We start from the raw sequence: 17,805 nt of genomic DNA, 5'->3' as shown, positions 1-17,805 counted from the left end.
GTTCATCAAGGCCCTGGAACAGGTTGGAGATGAAGCCGGAGCCAACCGTTACCGCCAGACGTACGCAGAAATCACACGGGCGCTGCTACAGGACACGCCCTAGTACGGCAATGTCCCGTTGAAGACCGCGTCGAAAACCGGAAACTGCCCGGAACACCACCCTGTGTGCTTTGTCTGGTATCACCCGCCGGTTCAGCCGGCAGAAACTGCTGCCCGGTGCGCCGGCAGACTGAACCCTTCGGGAGACGTGACAGCACACGCCGCCCAAACCCGCTCGGCACAGGCATGGCCGCTGGCGACGGCACTCTCGATGGTGGCCGGCAGCCCGGTATCCGTCCAGTCACCGGCCAGGTACAGCCCGGCGATACCGGTTTCGTGCGCCGGGCGGAGTTTTTCGGCCGCCGGGGTCGCCGCAAAGGTGGCGTGCTGTTCCTTGATGACCCGCGCGTGCACAAGACGTGCCGTATTGACCTTTGACATAACCCGGTTGAGATCGGATAAAGCCAAATCAATCAAGGCTTTAGATGGCAATTGCGCCGTTTCGCGGGCGGCGCTGATGACGAGCGAAACGTGATAGTAAGGTGAAACCGGCGTCGTCAGCGCGCGTTTGTCGAAAGCCCACTGCATGGTTGTGCCCAGCAGTCCGACGAATGGCGCTTCCAGCACCGGACGGTCAAACCACAGGTTGACCGAAACGATGGGTGAACTGGTCAACTGCGCGGCGGCCGGAATGAGTGTCCCGGCGTACCGGGCGACATCGTGGTAGGGGGCCGTACTGATGCAGGCATCGCCGGGCAACATTTCACCGTTGGCCAGAATGACGCCCCGGAAGCGCCCCTGCTCGACGGCAAGGGTTTTGACGGTGGCCTGGCAGCGTACGCTGCCGCCCCGCGCCTCGATAAAACGCTGCGCCTGCCCCGTGTAGAGTTCACTCAAACCCACCGTCGAGACGGCCAGCCTGGCATCCTCAAAGCTGCCTCCGAAGCCCTGCTGGAGCACCCGCATCAGCAGGACGGCGGCCGCCCGTTCCGGGGTTTCATTGAGTGTGGCCATGATGAGCGGGTCCCAGAAGCGTCTTCGCATGCGCGCCGACTGTCCGCAGTCGTCCAGCCACTCGGCTGCGGTGAGATCGGCCAGGCGCGTCCGGTAGTGGTGTTTGTGGCGGTACAGGTTCCACCCCAGCCGCAGCAGTCCGAGCTTGTCACGCAGCGACAGCCCGCCCAGTCCGAGCAACCCGCCCAACAGGTGCAGCGGCGCCGGAAGCGGCGGGCACCGGAACGACGCCGCGCCTTCCGGCGCAAGGAAGTCCACCCGTGGGGCGTCAAAGGTGCGTACCAGGTGGCGGCTGCCAATGCGTTCCAGAAAGCGCAGCGTTTCGTGATAGCAGCCCATCATCAGGTGCTGCCCGTTGTCCACGGTGTCGCCGGTCACTTCATCCCGGAACGAATAGGCGCGGCCGCCCAGTCGTGGGCGGCGCTCCAGTACCGTGACGCGCACGCCCCGTTCCGCCAGCGCCGTCGCGGCGCTCAAACCGGCAAAACCCCCGCCAATGACAATGCAGTGAAATGGTCGCATCACCATGTTGCAGGAAAAAGGCGCGCCACATTGCGGAGCGCGCCCTGCCCACGTTCAAGCGGTAAACGTCTCTGCTCAGGGAATCCGAATGACCTGTCCGGGATAGATCAGATCGGGATTTTTGATGGTATCGCGGTTGTGCTCATAAATGTTTTGCCAGGTCGTCCCGTACTGTGCGGCAATCCTGCTCAGCGTGTCGCCGGGCTTGACCGTGTAGGTCTGTCCGCTGCCCTGACCGTCGGCCGTGATGGCAAACACCAGATCGCCCGCACTCAGGGAAGGGTCAATGATCTGCCAGGCCTTGAGCATTTCCTGCTGGACGGCGTCAGTTGTTGAGCCGGAAAGCGTCAGGACGCCATTTTCCTCCGAAGCCGAGAAATTGGCGACGCCGTGCCGGTGTGCCATATCAATCAGCGCGCGGTATTTTTCCGTTGCAGACATGATGTGCCCTCCTTGATCCCTTATTGTTCAGTCAGCCCGTCGGAAATGACTTTTTTTGGCTTGGCCGAACCGACGGCGGCCAACGCCTGTGCCTTTTTGCCCTTTGGTACGGTGCCCTTGACCGTCGCCTCACCATTCATGACGGTGACGGTCACGCCCGTAATTTTTGCCTTTTGCAGGGCAGCCTCAATGGCGCTTTGGAGCTGGATGTCTTCGGGAGATGGTTTTGGCGGTTCTGGTGCAGGGGGTGGCGGTTCCGGGGCCTTTTGTTGCGTCGGTGGTGGTGCTTCCGGTTTCTTCTCTTCGGAAGAGCAACCGCTGGACAGCACCAATCCGGCGGCAACAACCAGCCCGAGTGTGGCGGTTGCCAGTCCTGAATGGCGACGAATAAGCATGGGTTCTGCTGGCTCCTGAGGCAGTGATGAGGTAAAGCGGGCGCACGCTAGCATGGCTGTCAGACTTTGCCTAGCGCCGGGGAGAGAAGGTAGGGAATGGTATGAGGAGAGAGGGGCTCAATCTTCTTGGGTTTGCTGTATGGAAGCCACTCAGGTCGGAACCAAAAACTCATCAAAGTCCGCCCCATTCGCCTTCCCAACCCTTACCTCCTCACGCGGAGCTTCGGAGAGGTGATTCTCCACGGCTCTGCAGCTCCGCATGAGGAAGTCAGTCTGGCGGAGCGGATGGCGTGTCATGACTGTGGTTCAGTAGGGATTCGGGACGCCCGCCACACAGCGCGCCGTGTCGCGGGCAATGAGCAACTCTTCATCGGTCGGGATGACATAGGCCGCCAGACGGCTGCCTTCGCGGCTGATGACGCCTTCCCTGCGGTTCACGAGCGCCTGGTTTTGCGCCGGGTCGAGTTCGAGACCAAACCACTCCAGCCCCTCACAGATGCGTGTGCGGACTTCAGCCGCATTTTCCCCGATGCCACCGGTAAAAACGACGGCATCTGCGCCGCCCATTGCAGCCAGGTAGGCTCCGATGTACTTCCTGGCCCGGTAGCAGAACATTGCCACCGCCAGTTTGGCGCGGCGGTCGTCATGCTCGTGGATTTCATCGAGCAGGTCGCGCATATCGTTGGTCAGCCCGGAAACACCCAGCAACCCCGACTGTTTGTTGAGCAGCGCCTCGATTTCCCGCGCCGTGAAACCTTCTTTCATTTCAAGGAAATCCACAATCGAGGGGTCAATGTCGCCGGCACGGGTGCCCATCATCAGCCCTTCAAGCGGCGTGTAGCCCATGGAGGTGTCCACTGACGCCCCGGCCCTGATGGCACAGGCAGAACACCCATTGCCCAGATGGAGCGCGACAATGTTGGTTTCTTCTCGTGATTTCCCAGTCAGTTGGCGGTAACGATAGGCCACATAGCGAAAGGAAGTTCCATGGAAACCATACCGCCGCAGCCTGTGCCGCCGATAAAGCTGGTAGGGCAGGGCATAGAGATAGGCCACTTCGTTCAGGGTTTGATGAAAGGCTGTGTCAAAGACGGCCACCTGGGGAAAACCAGGACCGAACACTTCCGCCCCGGCCCGAATGCCCTTCAGATTGGCCGGGTTGTGCAGTGGCGCCAGATCAATGCAGGCCTCGATGCCACGGATGACCTCATCCGTGATGAGCGTCGAGTGGGTAAAGCATTCGCCGCCGTGAACCACCCGGTGGCCGATGGCGTGGATGTCCGCAACGCTCTGGACTTCCGCAATCCCTGATTCGCCGGAACAGGCCCAGCGCAGGATTTGTTCGACAGCCTGGCGATGGTCGCGGACCGGGGCGGTTTGGCGTGAAACCTTGCCGTCCACGCGGAAGGTCAGCACGGCCTCGCCGCCGATGCGTTCGATGATGCCGGAGGCCAGCCGGCGGTCGGCGTTGTGCTCGATGGCGTCCACGTCGGTGGCGATGATTTGAAACTTGACCGACGAACTGCCGCAGTTGAGAACGAGAATGTTCATAGTTCCAGGCCCTTCGGAAGGAGTCTGTCAGAGGAAGATGTCAGAACGTGCAGTATGACCGGCGCCGCCTGGCAGACTGGACGGTTGCCTTCCAAAGTCGCTGTTCTCCAACCGGAGGCGGGAACATAACGGTCGCTTTGGTGCATGGCCCGTGGTGGGTGGCTTCCTGCGCGGTGTCGTTGGGGGGTGCCCATAGCAACCCCTCGTTGCCATTCTGTTTTTCAAGTAGGATTGAAGGCAACGTCTGCCCGCGCAGGCACGTCCACGTACCTGTGTGTCACCGACCTTCACCGAACGACAGTCCCGAAAGCGGCGACAAAGAAAAGCGGCGACAAGCGACGAGGAAACCATCCCATGCGTGCCCTGATCCTGCTTTGCATGACCCTGTGGCTCGGCGCTCCGGCCGTTGCCTTCCCGTCCCTCCCCGGCGCTCAGGGGGCGGCCGCACCGGATGCCCTTGCGGCCTACAACCAGGCCACCCAGGCGCTGTCGGCCGGAAAGTACGAAGAAGCCATCCAGTTGTACACCCAGGCCATCGAGCGGAAGGCAGACTTCCCGGAAGCCTACAACTGGCGCGGATTCGCCTACCGTGCCACCGGACGGCGCGAAGAAGCGCGCCGGGATTTCGACCGCGCCATCCAGTTACGCCCCAACTACGCCAAAGCCTATGAGCTGCGCGCCCTGACGCTCTATGAACTCGGCCAGTACGCCGATGCCGTCAAGGACTACACCGAGGTGTTCAAGCTCGATCCCAAGTCCCAGTCCAATATCGGCTACCGCGGCCTGTGCTATTTCGGGCTGGAGCAGTACGACGAGGCCATCCGTGACTTTGATGCCGCCATCAAGGCCAGCCCCCGTGAAGCGCTCTGGTTTGTCTATCGGGGACGGGCTTACGAGGCCAAACGCGACAGCAAACGCGCCCTGTCGGATTATGAGCAGGCGTTGCTGTTGGACCCGAACAATGTCCGGGCGCGGACGGCGCGGGGCGTGGCGCTCTACGTGCAGGGGCAGTTTGAACGCGCCATTGCCGATTTCGACGTGGTCCTGCGCACCGAACCGAACAATCAGGACATGCTGGCCTACCGTGGCCAGGCCCATATCGAACTCAAACGCTTCGACCAGGCAGTAAAGGACTTCGACGAACTCGTGCGGCTCGATCCCAACAACGCACGCGGTTACGTCGGACGCGGTTTTGCGCGCTATCAGGTCAAGGACTATGCACTGGCGAAAGCGGATTTTGACCGCGCACTGGAACTTGACCCCAACACGGGCAAGGTCTTTTGCTACCGCGCCATGACGCACCGTGAGATGGGGCAACTGGAAGCCGCCGATGCTGATTTCAGGCAGTGCTTCACGCTCGATGTCGGGCAGAAGACCGTGTACGGCAAGGCTGCCGAAGATGTGGCCGCACAGCTTGAGGCGGCCACACCACCGCCCCAGACCGCTCCACCACGCCGCCAACCGCCGGATGACCGCGCCGAACCGCCGGACGACTCTGCCGGGCGGCGTGGGCGTCCACGGCGGGTTGTAACCGGGATGCCTCCCGGCCAGGATACCGAGCCACTGCCGGATGACCAGCCGGCACGTCCGGGGCGTTCCACGCCGCGCCCGAACCCCGCCCCAACCGATCCGGACCCGCTGCCGGGCGGCGGGATGACCACCGGTGGCTCATCTGCCGGCATGGTATCAAGCATCGGGAACACTCAGGCATTGGCTTTTCTGCGGGCGATTCGGGACGGCAACGAAGCGCGCGTGCGGCAGATGCTTCAGCAGGGGATGTCGCCCAACGTGGTGGCAGCCAACGGCATGACGGCACTGATGATCGCGGCCGATAGTGGCTACGGGCGGATTGTCCAGGCATTGTTGCAGGCGCAGGCCGATGTCAGCGCGGTGGACAGCCAGGGACGAACGGCGCTCATGTATGCCGCGCGCACCGGCAACATCGAGTGTGTGACGGCGCTGCTCAGTCGGGGTGGCATCGGGGTTGATGCGCAGGATGAAGAAGGGATGACGGCGCTGATGCACGCCGCTGACCGGGGCCACCGGGCGGCCGTACGGGCGATTCTGGCCCGGCGTCCCAACGTCAATGTGCGCAGTCGCACCGGGATGACGGCCTACACGCTGGCCGTGCGCAACGGCGACATCGAAATCGTCAACGCCATCCGCGCTGCCGGCGGCCGCTAGTGGCTGCCGGCTCTACGGGGCGGCAGCTTTCCACGCCGGTTGGGCCGTCAACTCCCGCAGCAGGGCCACAACACCGGGTTTGCCTTCACCGATGAGTCGGGCGCGGCGCGCGCGGTAGTCTTCCAGTACCGCCAGCGCCCGGGTGCGCAGGTGTTTTTCCTCGTCGGTTTCCGCGCTTCCTCTGGGAACCGCCCAGGTAAATCCGCCGGTAGCCCGCGTCTGGGTCGGGATGTGCCGGAAATCCCGTTCGACGAACTTGCCGGTTTCCGCCTGAGAGGTTCCGGCCGTGACGAAGAAATCCACGGCGGCGTCGGGATAGCCGAAAAGATAGCCGTAGCCCCGCCAGCGGGCGGCCGGCTCCGCCTGCTCAACGGTGTGTACAACGGCCATCGGGTGCGCGTTGGGCGTCAACCCGAAAGAGGCAAAATAGGTCGGATGGGCCCGGATGGCCCGCTCCAGAGCCGCGCGGTTGAAGACCACACCTTCAGCATAGCGCTTCCCGTCATACACGGCCGCAAAGGTGAGCACATCGGCATAAAAGCGGTCGCCGCACCGGAAACGGGCCAGCAGGGCGCGCGTTGTCTCGATGTCGGCCAGTTCCGGCTTGGCAACCTCGAACTGAAAGCGTACGTAGCCACTGCTCATCGGCTTGAGATCGGCGGCAATGGTGTACAGGGCTTCGGAATCCAGCATGGCCAGAAACAAAGCCTCGGCGCGGGCGCGTTGTTCCGGCAGCAGGCCGTCCAGCGAAAAACAGTCGGCCCACGCGGCCGCTTCTTGGGTGCGGGATTGGGCCTGAAAGCCCTGTTGATGTTCCTGAGCGCGGGCCGTGCTGGGGGCTGGCCACGCGCCGAACGACGCCAGCAGCAGTGCCAGCGCTACGCATAGCCAGGTGCGGTGCGGAAAGCAGTCAGAACGGTTCAGGAGCATGGAGCGGAACCAGTTGGCGAAGCCGGGTCAGTGCTTGTGCGGCTTTCCGCCTTCGTGGCCTTCCCTGGAGCTTTCTTTGGGACTGTCCTTCTGAACCCAGAGCACGCGCCCGGTGCGGTCAATGTAGGCCGTCCGCTTGTCCACCACGACCTGCGCCACCCCGCCCATGAAGCGGTGCGTGTGGGAAAACTGGGGGGGAATGACCATTTTGCCGGTGCGGTCAATGTAGCCGTAGAGATTGCCGACTTTGACCGCGGCCAGTCCCTCGGAAAAGTCTTCGGCATCGTCAAACTGCGGTGGAATGACCATCTTGCCGGTTTTGTCAATGTAACCGTACTTGCCGTCCTGTTTGACCCACGCCAGCCCTTCCCGGAAGGCATAGGTGCTGTCAAAGATGGCTGGAATGACGAGCCTGCCCGTGCGGTCAATGTAGCCGTGCTTGCCGTTGATGCGTACTCCGGCCAGCCCTTCCCGGAAGCCAAAGGTGTTTTCGTACTGGACGGGAATGACGACCTTGCCGGTGTTGTCAATGTAGCCAAATTTGCCGTCTTCCCGAATCCAGTAGAGCATGTCTTCCGTGGATGACGTTGGCGTCGTTTTCTGTTCCGAAGCCGCTCTTGCGGCGGCAGCTTTGGGGGAACGGGGTTTTTCCTGTGCCGTGGCGGCCATTGCCGGCAGCCCGATGAGAATGACCAATGTCATCAAACGATGCAGGAAGTGATGCATGGGACAAAGACCTCACCAGAGACGTATGTTGGTTATCATTCGCCGGCTGCCCACTATAAAGCGGATGTTTTTGGATGGGAAGTCACAGAAACAGGAAAGATACGAAATCCAGCCACGCTTGTGACCCTTGGGGCAACGTGGCAGACTCCACGACCGCTATGACAACTTTGGCCGCCGTTCTGGAAAGAGCCACCCGCTTTGAACCGCTGACACCGCCGGAAGCCCGGTTGTTGCTGGGGACGACGGATTCGGCGGCGCGGCAGGACATTTTTGCGGCCGCGCAGGCGTGCAAGCAGGCGCTTGTGGGGCCGCGTGCGACATACGTCGTCAATCTGAACCTCAACTTCACCAACATCTGCGCCCTGCACTGCACCTTCTGCGCCTTTCGCCGCGAAGCTGACGCCCGCGAAGCCTATGCCCACAGCATTGACGCCGCCGTGGAGAAGGTTGTGTGGTATCGCCAGGAGTACTCCATTACTGAAGTGACGATTCAGGGTGGACTCAACCCGGCCCTTCCGGTCAGCTACTACTTTGACCTGCTGCGTGCGCTCAAACAGACGTGCCCGGACGTGCACCTGCACGCCTATTCGCCGCAGGAAATTGACTTCATCCAGCAGCGGAGCGGCTGGACGCTGGGCCGGATTTTTGATGCCCTGCGCGAGGCCGGGCAGGGCACGCTCTGCGGGACGGCCGCCGAAATCCTCGTCGAACCGACGCGCCATAGAATCTGCCCGGAGAAAATCAGCGGGGCGCGCTGGCTGGAAATCGTCCGGGCGGCGCACCGGGCCGGCACACGCACGACATCCACCATGCTGTTTGGGCACATCGAGTCGCTGGACGACCGGGTGGCGCACTTGGATACCCTGCGCCGGTTGCAGCGCGAGACCGGCGGTTTGACGGAGTTCATCCCGCTGCCGTTCATTGCCGCCAAATCACCCCTGGGGCGCGCCGTGGGTCGCCGTGAAATTGACGACGAAGAAGTGCTGCTTGTGTTGGCAGTGGCCCGGCTGTTCTTCGGATGCGATCTCATGCATCTGCAACTCGGATGGGTCAAACGGGGGCTGGCGCTGGCCCAGCGCAGTCTGCTCTGTGGCGCAGATGACTTGGGCGGCACGTTGCTTGAAGAGGAAATTTCCAACCGCGCCGGATCGCGGTTTGGCGCATACGTCCCGGCCGAACGCCTGGCTGCAACCATTGCTGCGCTGGGGCTGGAGCCGGTTCAGCGGACAACCACCTACGGCCGGGTCAGGTCGTGGTCATCGGCCAGCACCCAGGTGTCTTTGCTGCCGCCGCCCTGTGAGGAGTTGACCACCAGCGAGCCACGGCGCAGCGCCACGCGCGTCAGTCCGCCGGGCAGCACGAAGATGTCTTCGCCATAGAGGATGTACGGGCGCAGGTCCACATGGCGCCCCTCGATGCGGTCGCCGACAATCGTTGGGACGCGCGACAGGCGCAGCGCCGGCTGGGCAATGTACTCCTCCGGCCGCGCCAGGATGCGTTCCCGGAAGGCATCGCGTTCCAGCGCCGTCGAAGTCGGGCCGACCAGCATGCCGTACCCGCCTGAGCCGCCGGTCGTTTTGACCACAAGCTGCTCCAGATGATCGAGAACGTAAGCCCGCGCTTCCGGGTCGCGGCACAGGTAGGTCGGCACGTTTGGCAGGATCGGCGTTTCGGACAGGTAATAGCGGATGATGTCGGGAACGTAGGCGTAGATGGCTTTGTCGTCGGCGACGCCCGTACCGGGGGCATTCGCCAGTGCGACCCGGCCGGACCGATAGACCTGCATCAGGCCCGGGACGCCCAGCAGGGAATCCGGGCGGAAGGTTTCGGGATCGAGAAACGTATCGTCAATCCGGCGGTAAATGACATCCACCGGCTTGAGGCCGCGGGTCGTCCGCATCTTGACCAGTCCGCCGTCCACCACAAGGTCGCGTCCTTCCACCAGTTCGACACCCATTTGCTGCGCCAGGAAGGAATGCTCGAAGTAGGCCGAGTTCGCCACACCCGGCGTCAGTACGACCACAGTTGGGTCAAGGATGTGCTCCGGTGCCAGCCGCTTGAGCGTTTCAAGCAGCTTGCTGGGGTAGGTTGAAACCGGGCGAATCGTGGCCGCTTCAAAGAGCTGCGGCAGGGTGTACTTCATCACCGAGCGGTTGCCGAGCACATACGACACACCCGACGGACAGCGCAGGTTGTCTTCCAGGACGTAGATTTGCCCGTCGCGGTCGCGGACCAGATCGGTGCCCGTGATGTGGCACCAGATGTCGTGCGGCGGACGCAAGCCACGGCAGGCCTCGAGATACGCCGGATTGGTGAGGACAAGGTCAGAGGGGATGACGCCATCGCGCAGAATCCGCTGTTCGCCGTACACATCGGCAATGAAGGCATTGAGCGCCCGAATCCGCTGCTGGAGACCGGCTTCAATCCAGGCCCATTCACGGGCGGCAATGACACGGGGAATGAGGTCGAAGGGAAAGATTTTCTCGACGCCGTCCGGGCTGCCATAGACGTTGAAGGTGATGCCCAGGTGCAGCAGGGACTGCTCGGCCGTGGCCTGCCGCCGGAGGATTTCCTCATCGCGTAGCAGGGACAGCGTTTGCATGAGGAAGGCCGCTTCCGGGCGCGGCACACCCGGCATCAGGAACATTTCATCATAGAAGTCGCCAACATCGTAGTCCTCGAACATGACCGTGACCTGATCGTGCCGGGCGCGCCGTCCAGGCGCGGAACAGGGCGTCCCCTGGGTCGGGGCCGGATTCTGCGCCGACGTTGGGGCTGGACGATCGCTCTGCCAAGGGTTGCCGGACAACCATAGCGAACCCGCTGCTTTGTCGTCCAGTCAGCGAACGGAGCTGCCACGGTGGGCTGTCCGCTCAGTTCAGCGGTGGTCGCTCCTGCATACGACGCATGAGATCGTCCATCAGGTCAGGGAAATGGGCATTGACACGCTTTGTGGTCACTTCGCCGCCGAGGTCTATCAGTGTCGGAACGCAGTCGGAAAATTTCTGAAAAGCCGGAAGGCGGGAGAAAACCTTGTACTGTCTGGTTTCCTCCTCATCAAAGAGCTGAAGGTAGTTGGCATCGTTGAGTCGCTCTACGTCAGGCAGATTTTCAAGAGTACTGAACATCTTCTGTCCGGCGCTGGTGTTCACAATGGCCTTGAGCTGAAGCAACTCGCGTTCTGAAAAATTTTCAACCAGATACCGTGCCATCTCTTCGGACATAAGCGATGCTGAAACATGCTGCTGGAAGAAGTCGCGGAAGATATCGGTATAACCACGCATTTCAGGTGTGGTACGTATTTCTTTGAGTAAAACGCTCATCATTTTGCGTTCGCAGATGGTGGGTAGCTTTGTCAGGGCGAGCAGTTCCTGCGCAAGCGGAAGATTCCTGGCACGTTGTTCCGGGGCAGGCTCCGCCGGGGAGGCCGGACGGGGAGCTGCGTCCGGCTGAACAGAGGAGACCGGCGGACGCACCCGGCGCGGCCGGACTTCCTGCTGCGCAGGGATTGTGGCGTACAACAGCCAGACCAGCCCAAAGCTTGCGAGCTGCGTCACAGATGCCCTGAAACGACAACCGGAAGACGGAAGCGTAGAAGCTGACATGGGACGCTCCTTTCAGAGGTCGAGCGGGTTGGTAAGGATGTATCTGGCAGTCATCAGGGGGAGCCGCCGGAAGAACATTCGTTGCCGGGCTGAACACTCCCAAAAGGGAAATGTCTATGGTTTTGGCTGTTGTTCCCGAGGCTGGAGGACAAGCTCCTTGACAAAATCTTTTTCCTGAAGCTTGAACTGCTCCTGAAAGCTCTGCATTCCAATCCGAAGCAACATTGAGGTGTAGTCAGAAAATCTCTGAAAGACGGTGAGCCGGTAGAATGTTTGAAACTCTTTTTTCTCCTGTTCATCAAAAAGGTCAAGGTAACTGGCTTTCCGGACCCGATCATCTGTCGGCAGGGTCTCAAAGCTGGTAAACATTTTGCGTCCGGTGCTGGTATCCAGGATAGCTTTGAGTTGGCGTAGTTCCTGCTCGTCGAATCTGTCAGCCAGATACTTGGCCATTTCTTCTGAAATGATTTGTGTCGAGATGCGATCTTCGAGAAAGTCACGAATGATGTTTCCCGCTTCACGCATTTCGGGACGTTTGCGTATTTCCTTCCGCAGGATCCTGATAGAGGTCTGCTTGACAAGGGAAGGGAATCCGGTCAGTTCAAGCAGTTCCTGTGCGGCCATAAAGTTGATTTCACCTTGGGTCCGGTTTGGCGTCGCCCGACTGTTGGCGGGAAGGCTGGAGACTGGCGCTGGCGAGCCGGTTGGTTGACTGGAGGTGGTCACAGAACGTGTTCTTGACGGCTGGCGGCTTTCCTGTTGGGCTGCAACCGGCAGGGACGGCCAGAACAGACCAAGGAAAACCAGACCGAGGACAGGCTTTGCCGGGGTATGTAGGGACACCATGGCTTCAGTCTCGGGGCAAAGGTTGTTCCTTTTGGTAACGGTACATCTCGTCGAGCATCTGGCGGAACAGTTCATCGCGGTTCGACTCAAGCTTTCCCGCGACGATTTCTGTGCTGATGCCAAGCAACATAGCCGACCGGACGGAAAACTTCTGAAAAGCGGGTATCCGCAGGAACGTCTCAAACTGTTTGAGTTCCTGTTCATCAAAGAGACGCAGGTAATCCGGGTCGCTAAGTCGCTCTGCTTGGGGAAGGTTATCAAAGCGATAAAATATCTTCCGCCCGGCACTGGTCTTCGCAATGGCTTTGAGCTGGAGTAATTCCTGTTCTTCAAAGTTTCGCGCCAGGTAAGTAGCGATTTCTTCGGAGAGCGCTTCATCTCCCGCACACTGTTCGATGAAGTCCATAAAAATGTCGGCTTGCGCCTGGTACTTGGGCGGTTTTTTACGGAGGTACTCCTCAAAGGCATCCAGGAGCTTTCGGACACAGATAGTCGGCAATCCCGTTGCAACAACGAATTCACGGGCGGCGATGAGCCTCTTTTCGCGCTGGTCACGGCTGAGTGCGGACGGACTGGCGGCAGGTGAAGTGAAGTCCGGCTGGGAAACTGGGACTGGCTGGCTGGAAGAGACCGGCGGACGCACCCGGCGCGGCCGGGTTTCCTGCTGCGCAAGGTCCGTAGCGTACAACAGGCAGACCATCCCGGCACCAACCAGCCATGTCGCCGCTGGCTGGAAACAACGACCGGAAACCTGAAGCAGGATGGGCGGCACGGGGCTACTCCTTTCCAAAGGGCAACAGGCGCGACTTGAGCAAAAGCGTTGCCGCAATCAGCGCTTTCTGAAGCTTGGACAGACGTGGGCGATGGTGAAAAACATTAAACCGCATCGCCTCCATCTGGTCGAGCAGTTTGAAGTAAATCGTCGCCATGATTTCAGCCGCCACCATGGCGGGCCGGTCTTCACAGCGCAGCGCTGCCAGAGCCTGAAAGCGAAAACGGCGCGCCCGCGCCGCTTGCTGTGCCGCCAACTGGATGAAGGATTCGTCGTAAACCCCGGCCCGCAAAGCTTCTTCCGTCACGCCAAACCGGGCCATTTCATCGAGCGGCAGATAGACCCGCCCCCGGGCCGCATCTTCCGGTACGTCCCGGACGATGTTGATAAGCTGGAGTGCCTTGCCCAGATGGATAGCATAGTCGCGGGCGCTGGCGTGCCGGTAGCCGAAGATTTCAATGCACATCAGCCCGATGACCGAGGCGACGTGATAGCAATACTCATCCAGTTCCGCAAATGTCGCGTAGCGGCGGCGCACCAGGTCCATTTCCATGCCACGGATGAGCGCCAGAAAGTGCTCTTCGGGGATGGGAAAGGCCTGCAGGATGGCTTTGAGTTCGCGGGCTACCGGATGGCGGGGGGTCTGTCCGTTGAAGCAGGCATGGATTTCGCCGCGCCAGCGGTCGAGTTCCCTTTGGGGGTTGGTGGTGTCCACACTGTCGCCATCCACGATGTCGTCCACGATGCGGCAAAACGCATAGACAGTTTCAATGGCACGCCGTTGCGCCCGGGGCAGGATGAGAAACGAGTAGAGGAAGTTAGTACGTGAACGGTGGGTGATGCCTTCCGCAACAGCCGTGACCGAAGGCTGGAGTGTATGGTCCATTGGTGAACATCAATCAGGTTGGTATCTGAAGCGTCGTCGGTGGGGTGGTGGCCGAAAACGTTGCCCGGCGCAAGGCACCCAGAGCCAGGGCCGCTTTGGCGCGCAGGTCAAGCGTCGGTCGCCGCTCAAAAACGTTGAACTCAATGCGGCGCAGCGCCTGCAGAATGTGCATACCACCCAGCCAGATAAGGCGCAGTTCAAACCCGAAACGACCGGGGACGAGTCCGCATAAGGGGCGGCCGCGCTCAAACAGCGCCTCGGTGCGCGCCGCCAGGCTGGACATCAGGTTCACAAAGGCCGGTGTGTAGCGCTGTGCCTGCAAATCGGCTTCGCAGTAGCCATGCCGTGTCATCTCCTCCAACGGGAGATACACCCGGTTCTGACGCAGGTCCACGGCCACATCCTGCCAGAAGTTGGTGAGCTGGAGCGCCGTGCAGATGGCATCCGACATCTGGTGCCACACCGGATCGCGGTGGCCGAACAGCAAAAGCATGAGCCGCCCGACCGGATTGGCTGAACACCGGCTGTAGTCCAGCAGGTCCTCGAACGTCGCATGCCGCGCGCGGCGGACATCGAGTTCAAAGGCGTCAAGCAGGTCGTGGAAAAGCTGTTGTGGCAGGTTGTGCGTTTGAATGGTATGGCCCAGGGCCAGAAACACGGGGTGCGTGGGGCGGCCCACGGTGCAGGCTTCGAGCTGGCAGCGCCAGTCGGCCAGGTTGGCGAGCCGCTGGGCGGCCGGCGTTGTCCCCTCGTCGGCAAAGTCATCAGCAGCGCGGGCGAAAGCGTAAATGGCATAGACGTGCGGACGCACGTTCTTGGGCAGGATCAGTGAACCGACAGGGAAGTTTTCGTAATGGCCAAGAGCGACGCGCTGGCAATAGGCATAAGCCGCTTCAAGGGAAGGGGCGCCAGGGGAAAGCTGGAGCGATGAAGATGACACGATGCAACCTGCCGCCTTAATCAGCGATAAGGAACCGTGGGGCCAGTCAGGAGAGCTTGCGGCCAAACCGTTGACCGGCTCTTTCCCCTACCACGGACGATATTTGTTAATGCTGCTTGCCAACGTCAAGTCTGTTTCAGCAGGTCGGTTGTGATCAGAAAGCCACACTGCACTGGCAGACGCAGCGCTAGCCACGCGGCGGAGGGGCAGCGGCATCCGGCTGCAGCGTTTCATCAAAGGCACACTTGGTAGCCGCAAGCACTTCTTCCACAGCCCGGAATTGCTCGGGCCACGTGCTGGTGTCCGGTGTTTTTTCGAGGCGTTTGAGCACCTGTGCCAGTTGGCGTGCGCCAAGCTGGGCGGCACTGCCGTAGAGACGGTGGGCAATGGCGCGCACCTCTTTGGCGTCCTGCCGTTCCATGGCCGCACGTAGTTCCTGCATCTGGGCCGCGGCATCGGCCTGAAACGTAGCGATAATCTGCTGTGCCAGTTGCTGGGCGCCGTGGCTTCCGGGGGTGATGCCGGTGCCAATCCAGAACGCATCCGCATCCAGCAGGGCGGCCTCACTTTCCGCGTTTTCAGTCGGGATTTCTCCGGTGCGGTGTTCCAACTGTGCGGCTGGTGTCGGCTGTGAAGCCGCGCCCAGCACCCGCTGCATCACCTCTTCGAGGTCTTTCATCCTGAAGGGTTTGGCCAGGTAATCGTCCATCCCGGCTGCCAGGCAGCGGTCGCGTTCGCCGGCCAGGGCATTAGCCGTAAGTGCAATGATGGGCACGTGGCGTCCCAGTGTGCGTTCCTGCTCCCGAATGTGCTGCGTGGCGGTGTAGCCGTCCATTTCAGGTAGCTGACAGTCCATAAGAATGGCGTCCGGTGGCTGGGTCTGGAGCCGTTCGAGGGCTTCAAATCCATTGACCGCCACACAAACCTGGTAGCCGAGGATTTCCAGCATGCGGCGCACCACCTGCTGGTTGATGGGATTGTCTTCAACCAGCAGGACGGTTTTCGGCGAGTGGCCTTGGCTGGTTTGGGTGACGTCCGGCCGGGGCACACTGGTGGGCGTGGTGAGGGTGGGGCGTGGGGTTTCCTGCGAGTTGGTCTTCGTGGCAGGCAGGCGGGTTCGGCCCAACGCCGTCCGAAGCGCTTCCTTGAGTGCCGTCATCCGTACCGGCTTGGCAAGGCAGGCCGCTGCCCCCAGCCGCTGGAGTTCGGCCGGGTCGGGCAATGGCGGCGGTGTGAGCAAAATGCAGTCCAAGGTGTCAAAGGCCTTTTCCGCCCGAATACGCTGTAGCAGCGACAACCCATCTATCGCCGGCAGGTAGGCATCCAGCAGCGCCACCCGGAATGGCTCGCCCTGTGTCACAGCTTCCTGTAGAGCGGCGAGAGCTTCCTCCGGGCTGGCCACGACTTCGCAAAACATGCCAAAGTCGGTCAGCAGTTGCGCCAGCACTGTGCGGTTAGTGGTGTTGTCGTCCACAACCAGCGCCCGCAACCCAAACCACATTTCGTAAGTGGAGAGCGGCTGCCCCGCCTCGGCTTTTTCGAGCGTGGCGGTAAACCAGAACGTTGAACCCTTGCCCACTTCGCTTTCCACGCCTATCTCGCCGCCCATCATCTGGACGAGCCGTTTGGAAATAGCCAGTCCCAGACCCGTCCCGCCGAAACGGCGTGACCGCGAGGCATCCACCTGGGCAAATGCCTCAAAAATGTCTTCCTGAAACTCTTTGGGGATGCCAATCCCGGTGTCGGTTACGGAAAACTTCAGGGTGACGTGGGTTGCGGTTTCAGCCTGCTTTGTCACCCGCACGACGACTTCGCCCCGGTCGGTGAACTTCACAGCATTGCCCACGAGATTGAGCAACACCTGCCGGAGCCGGCCGGCGTCGCCACGAAGCTGTTCGGGCACATCGCGGTATACCAGCGTGACGAGTTCAAGGGATTTCTTGCGGGCCGTGGCGGCCACAGTCTCCACGGCCTGCTCCACAGTGGCCCGCAGGTCAAAGTCGCTCACCTGGAAATCGAGCTTGCCGGCTTCAATCTTCGAGAAATCGAGAATGTCGTTGATGATGACCAGAAGCGACTCGGCGCTGTAGCGGATGGTTTCAGCCAGGTCTTTCTGGTTGGGAGCCAGGGGCGTACGCAGGAGCAGTTCGCTCGTGCCCATGATGCCGTTCATCGGCGTACGGATTTCGTGGCTCATGTTGGCCAGGAAATCGGATTGCCGGCGTGCCAGGGTCAGGGCGGCATCACGGGCGTATTCGAGTTGGGAAAGAAGTGTGCGGCGCTTGTTGAGTTCACGCGCCACGATGAAGTAGGCCACAACAAGCAGGGCTGCGATGATGCCTACGCTTGCGATGATGAGCCACTCCAGGGCTTCGGCGCTGCTGCGCGCCAGCGCCAATGCTTCCCCCAACTGTTTTTGCTCGATCTGCACAATAGCTTCCAGCGGTTGATCCATGCGCTCGGCCAGGGCGTTGCCGGTAGGGCCGGGCACCGCCTCGAACGCTGCTTCACGGTTGGTCCGCCGCAGCGCAATGACCCAGTCCAGATAGTTTTTGCCTTCGAGAAGGACTTGTTCGAGTTGCCGGATGTATTCCCGTTGGGAGGGATGATCCCCAACCTTGGCCTGAAGTTGGAGCAGGATGTGCTGAATCTGAAAAATCTGCTGGGTGGCTTCCGCGACGTAGGTTTCTTTGCCGGTGATGACATAGCCGCGGACGTGAAGGCGCGTACGCAACGCGGCTTCACGGGCATCTGCCGTCAGGTGCAGTACTTCCAGACTGCGTGCCACCCGGGCCTCGGCTGCGCGCAACTGTCGCACGAGGTTGGAGCAGGCCACGGCCAGCCCGCCGATGATGAGCACCACAAGGGTAAACCCGGCCATCAGGCGACGGCTTGTAAAGCGAAGGGCTTTTTGAAGTGTTGGCGACATACAAGCTCCGGGTCGAACCGACCCC

General features: G+C 61.2%; 14 protein-coding genes and 1 pseudogene. 2 read left to right on the top strand and 13 right to left on the bottom strand.

Going from position 1 to position 17,805, the window contains the following annotated elements:
* Nucleotides 1–192 precede the first annotated feature (192 nt).
* The 4 genes from hpnE to CABTHER_RS14755 all read right to left on the bottom strand — a co-directional run bounded on the left by hpnE (nucleotide 193) and on the right by CABTHER_RS14755 (nucleotide 3,962).
* Nucleotides 193–1,575 (bottom strand): hydroxysqualene dehydroxylase HpnE, encoded by a 1,383-nt coding sequence (gene hpnE / locus CABTHER_RS14770; RefSeq protein WP_041570035.1) that lies wholly within the window; start codon nucleotides 1,573–1,575, stop codon nucleotides 193–195.
* A 75-nt stretch (nucleotides 1,576–1,650) separates the two neighbouring features.
* The gene (locus CABTHER_RS14765) at nucleotides 1,651–2,016 is read right to left on the bottom strand and encodes a LysM peptidoglycan-binding domain-containing protein (RefSeq protein ID WP_014101484.1); all 366 of its coding nucleotides are present in this window, start codon (nucleotides 2,014–2,016) and stop codon (nucleotides 1,651–1,653) included.
* Nucleotides 2,017–2,036: 20 nt separating this feature from the next.
* On the bottom strand, nucleotides 2,037–2,411 hold the full coding sequence (locus CABTHER_RS14760; RefSeq protein WP_014101483.1) for a hypothetical protein: 375 nt from the start codon (nucleotides 2,409–2,411) through the stop codon (nucleotides 2,037–2,039).
* Between the two features lie 306 nt (nucleotides 2,412–2,717).
* Nucleotides 2,718–3,962: an acetate/propionate family kinase gene (locus CABTHER_RS14755; RefSeq protein WP_014101481.1), complete on the bottom strand. Its 1,245-nt coding sequence runs from the start codon at nucleotides 3,960–3,962 to the stop codon at nucleotides 2,718–2,720.
* Between the two features lie 354 nt (nucleotides 3,963–4,316).
* On the opposite strand from CABTHER_RS14755, the gene CABTHER_RS14750 reads away from it, so the two are divergent.
* Complete coding sequence (locus tag CABTHER_RS14750; RefSeq protein WP_014101480.1) at nucleotides 4,317–6,146, top strand: tetratricopeptide repeat protein; 1,830 nt, start codon at nucleotides 4,317–4,319, stop codon at nucleotides 6,144–6,146.
* A gap of 12 nt (nucleotides 6,147–6,158) precedes the next feature.
* On the opposite strand, the gene CABTHER_RS14745 is transcribed toward CABTHER_RS14750, so the two are convergent.
* Together CABTHER_RS14745 and CABTHER_RS14740 are read right to left on the bottom strand one after the other, a co-directional pair.
* Nucleotides 6,159–7,076: a hypothetical protein gene (locus tag CABTHER_RS14745; protein ID WP_014101479.1), complete on the bottom strand. Its 918-nt coding sequence runs from the start codon at nucleotides 7,074–7,076 to the stop codon at nucleotides 6,159–6,161.
* Nucleotides 7,077–7,103: 27 nt separating this feature from the next.
* Nucleotides 7,104–7,802 carry a WG repeat-containing protein gene (locus tag CABTHER_RS14740; protein WP_049787551.1) on the bottom strand — a complete coding sequence of 233 codons (699 nt, stop codon included), beginning with the start codon at nucleotides 7,800–7,802 and terminating at the stop codon, nucleotides 7,104–7,106.
* A gap of 74 nt (nucleotides 7,803–7,876) precedes the next feature.
* Here CABTHER_RS14740 and CABTHER_RS17550 point away from each other — a divergent pair.
* Nucleotides 7,877–8,986, top strand: a pseudogene (locus CABTHER_RS17550) (CofH family radical SAM protein); the annotation flags it as partial.
* A gap of 50 nt (nucleotides 8,987–9,036) precedes the next feature.
* Here the strand turns inward: CABTHER_RS17550 and CABTHER_RS14730 are convergent.
* The 7 genes from CABTHER_RS14730 to CABTHER_RS16320 all read right to left on the bottom strand — a co-directional run bounded on the left by CABTHER_RS14730 (nucleotide 9,037) and on the right by CABTHER_RS16320 (nucleotide 17,780).
* Nucleotides 9,037–10,488 carry a circularly permuted type 2 ATP-grasp protein gene (locus tag CABTHER_RS14730; protein WP_014101474.1) on the bottom strand — a complete coding sequence of 484 codons (1,452 nt, stop codon included), beginning with the start codon at nucleotides 10,486–10,488 and terminating at the stop codon, nucleotides 9,037–9,039.
* Nucleotides 10,489–10,675: 187 nt separating this feature from the next.
* A complete protein-coding gene (locus CABTHER_RS14725; protein ID WP_148264138.1) occupies nucleotides 10,676–11,278 on the bottom strand; it encodes a hypothetical protein in 603 nt (200 codons plus the stop codon).
* Between the two features lie 243 nt (nucleotides 11,279–11,521).
* Nucleotides 11,522–12,031, bottom strand: a complete 510-nt coding sequence (locus tag CABTHER_RS14720; protein WP_014101472.1) for a DUF2059 domain-containing protein — start codon at nucleotides 12,029–12,031, stop codon at nucleotides 11,522–11,524.
* A 226-nt stretch (nucleotides 12,032–12,257) separates the two neighbouring features.
* The gene (locus tag CABTHER_RS14715) at nucleotides 12,258–13,025 is read right to left on the bottom strand and encodes a DUF2059 domain-containing protein (RefSeq protein WP_041570033.1); all 768 of its coding nucleotides are present in this window, start codon (nucleotides 13,023–13,025) and stop codon (nucleotides 12,258–12,260) included.
* A gap of 4 nt (nucleotides 13,026–13,029) precedes the next feature.
* On the bottom strand, nucleotides 13,030–13,911 hold the full coding sequence (gene hpnD / locus CABTHER_RS14710; protein ID WP_014101470.1) for a presqualene diphosphate synthase HpnD: 882 nt from the start codon (nucleotides 13,909–13,911) through the stop codon (nucleotides 13,030–13,032).
* A gap of 13 nt (nucleotides 13,912–13,924) precedes the next feature.
* Nucleotides 13,925–14,851 carry a squalene synthase HpnC gene (hpnC, locus tag CABTHER_RS14705; protein WP_014101469.1) on the bottom strand — a complete coding sequence of 309 codons (927 nt, stop codon included), beginning with the start codon at nucleotides 14,849–14,851 and terminating at the stop codon, nucleotides 13,925–13,927.
* 187 nt (nucleotides 14,852–15,038) lie between these two features.
* Nucleotides 15,039–17,780 carry a response regulator gene (locus CABTHER_RS16320; RefSeq protein ID WP_081464981.1) on the bottom strand — a complete coding sequence of 914 codons (2,742 nt, stop codon included), beginning with the start codon at nucleotides 17,778–17,780 and terminating at the stop codon, nucleotides 15,039–15,041.
* Nucleotides 17,781–17,805 lie beyond the last annotated feature (25 nt).

Origin of the sequence: Chloracidobacterium thermophilum B, assembly GCF_000226295.1 — a bacterium.
Lineage (GTDB): Bacteria > Acidobacteriota > Blastocatellia > Chloracidobacteriales > Chloracidobacteriaceae > Chloracidobacterium > Chloracidobacterium thermophilum.
Note: the sequence above shows the minus strand (reverse complement) of the source record. Positions and strands in the feature narration are given on the sequence as shown.

Excerpts from the sequence above, each read along its gene's own strand:
- CABTHER_RS14765 (WP_014101484.1), bottom strand. The coding sequence starts at position 2,016 with ATGTCTGCAACGGAAAAATACCGCGCGCTGATTGATATGGCACACCGG.
- CABTHER_RS14755 (WP_014101481.1), bottom strand. The coding sequence starts at position 3,962 with ATGAACATTCTCGTTCTCAACTGCGGCAGTTCGTCGGTCAAGTTTCAA.
- CABTHER_RS14730 (WP_014101474.1), bottom strand. The coding sequence starts at position 10,488 with ATGTTCGAGGACTACGATGTTGGCGACTTCTATGATGAAATGTTCCTG.
- hpnE (WP_041570035.1), bottom strand. The coding sequence starts at position 1,575 with ATGCGACCATTTCACTGCATTGTCATTGGCGGGGGTTTTGCCGGTTTG.
- CABTHER_RS14760 (WP_014101483.1), bottom strand. The coding sequence starts at position 2,411 with ATGCTTATTCGTCGCCATTCAGGACTGGCAACCGCCACACTCGGGCTG.
- CABTHER_RS16320 (WP_081464981.1), bottom strand. The coding sequence starts at position 17,780 with ATGTCGCCAACACTTCAAAAAGCCCTTCGCTTTACAAGCCGTCGCCTG.
- CABTHER_RS14720 (WP_014101472.1), bottom strand. The coding sequence starts at position 12,031 with ATGGCCGCACAGGAACTGCTTGAACTGACCGGATTCCCTTCCCTTGTC.
- CABTHER_RS14740 (WP_049787551.1), bottom strand. The coding sequence starts at position 7,802 with ATGCATCACTTCCTGCATCGTTTGATGACATTGGTCATTCTCATCGGG.
- CABTHER_RS14750 (WP_014101480.1), top strand. The coding sequence starts at position 4,317 with ATGCGTGCCCTGATCCTGCTTTGCATGACCCTGTGGCTCGGCGCTCCG.
- hpnD (WP_014101470.1), bottom strand. The coding sequence starts at position 13,911 with ATGGACCATACACTCCAGCCTTCGGTCACGGCTGTTGCGGAAGGCATC.
- CABTHER_RS14745 (WP_014101479.1), bottom strand. The coding sequence starts at position 7,076 with ATGCTCCTGAACCGTTCTGACTGCTTTCCGCACCGCACCTGGCTATGC.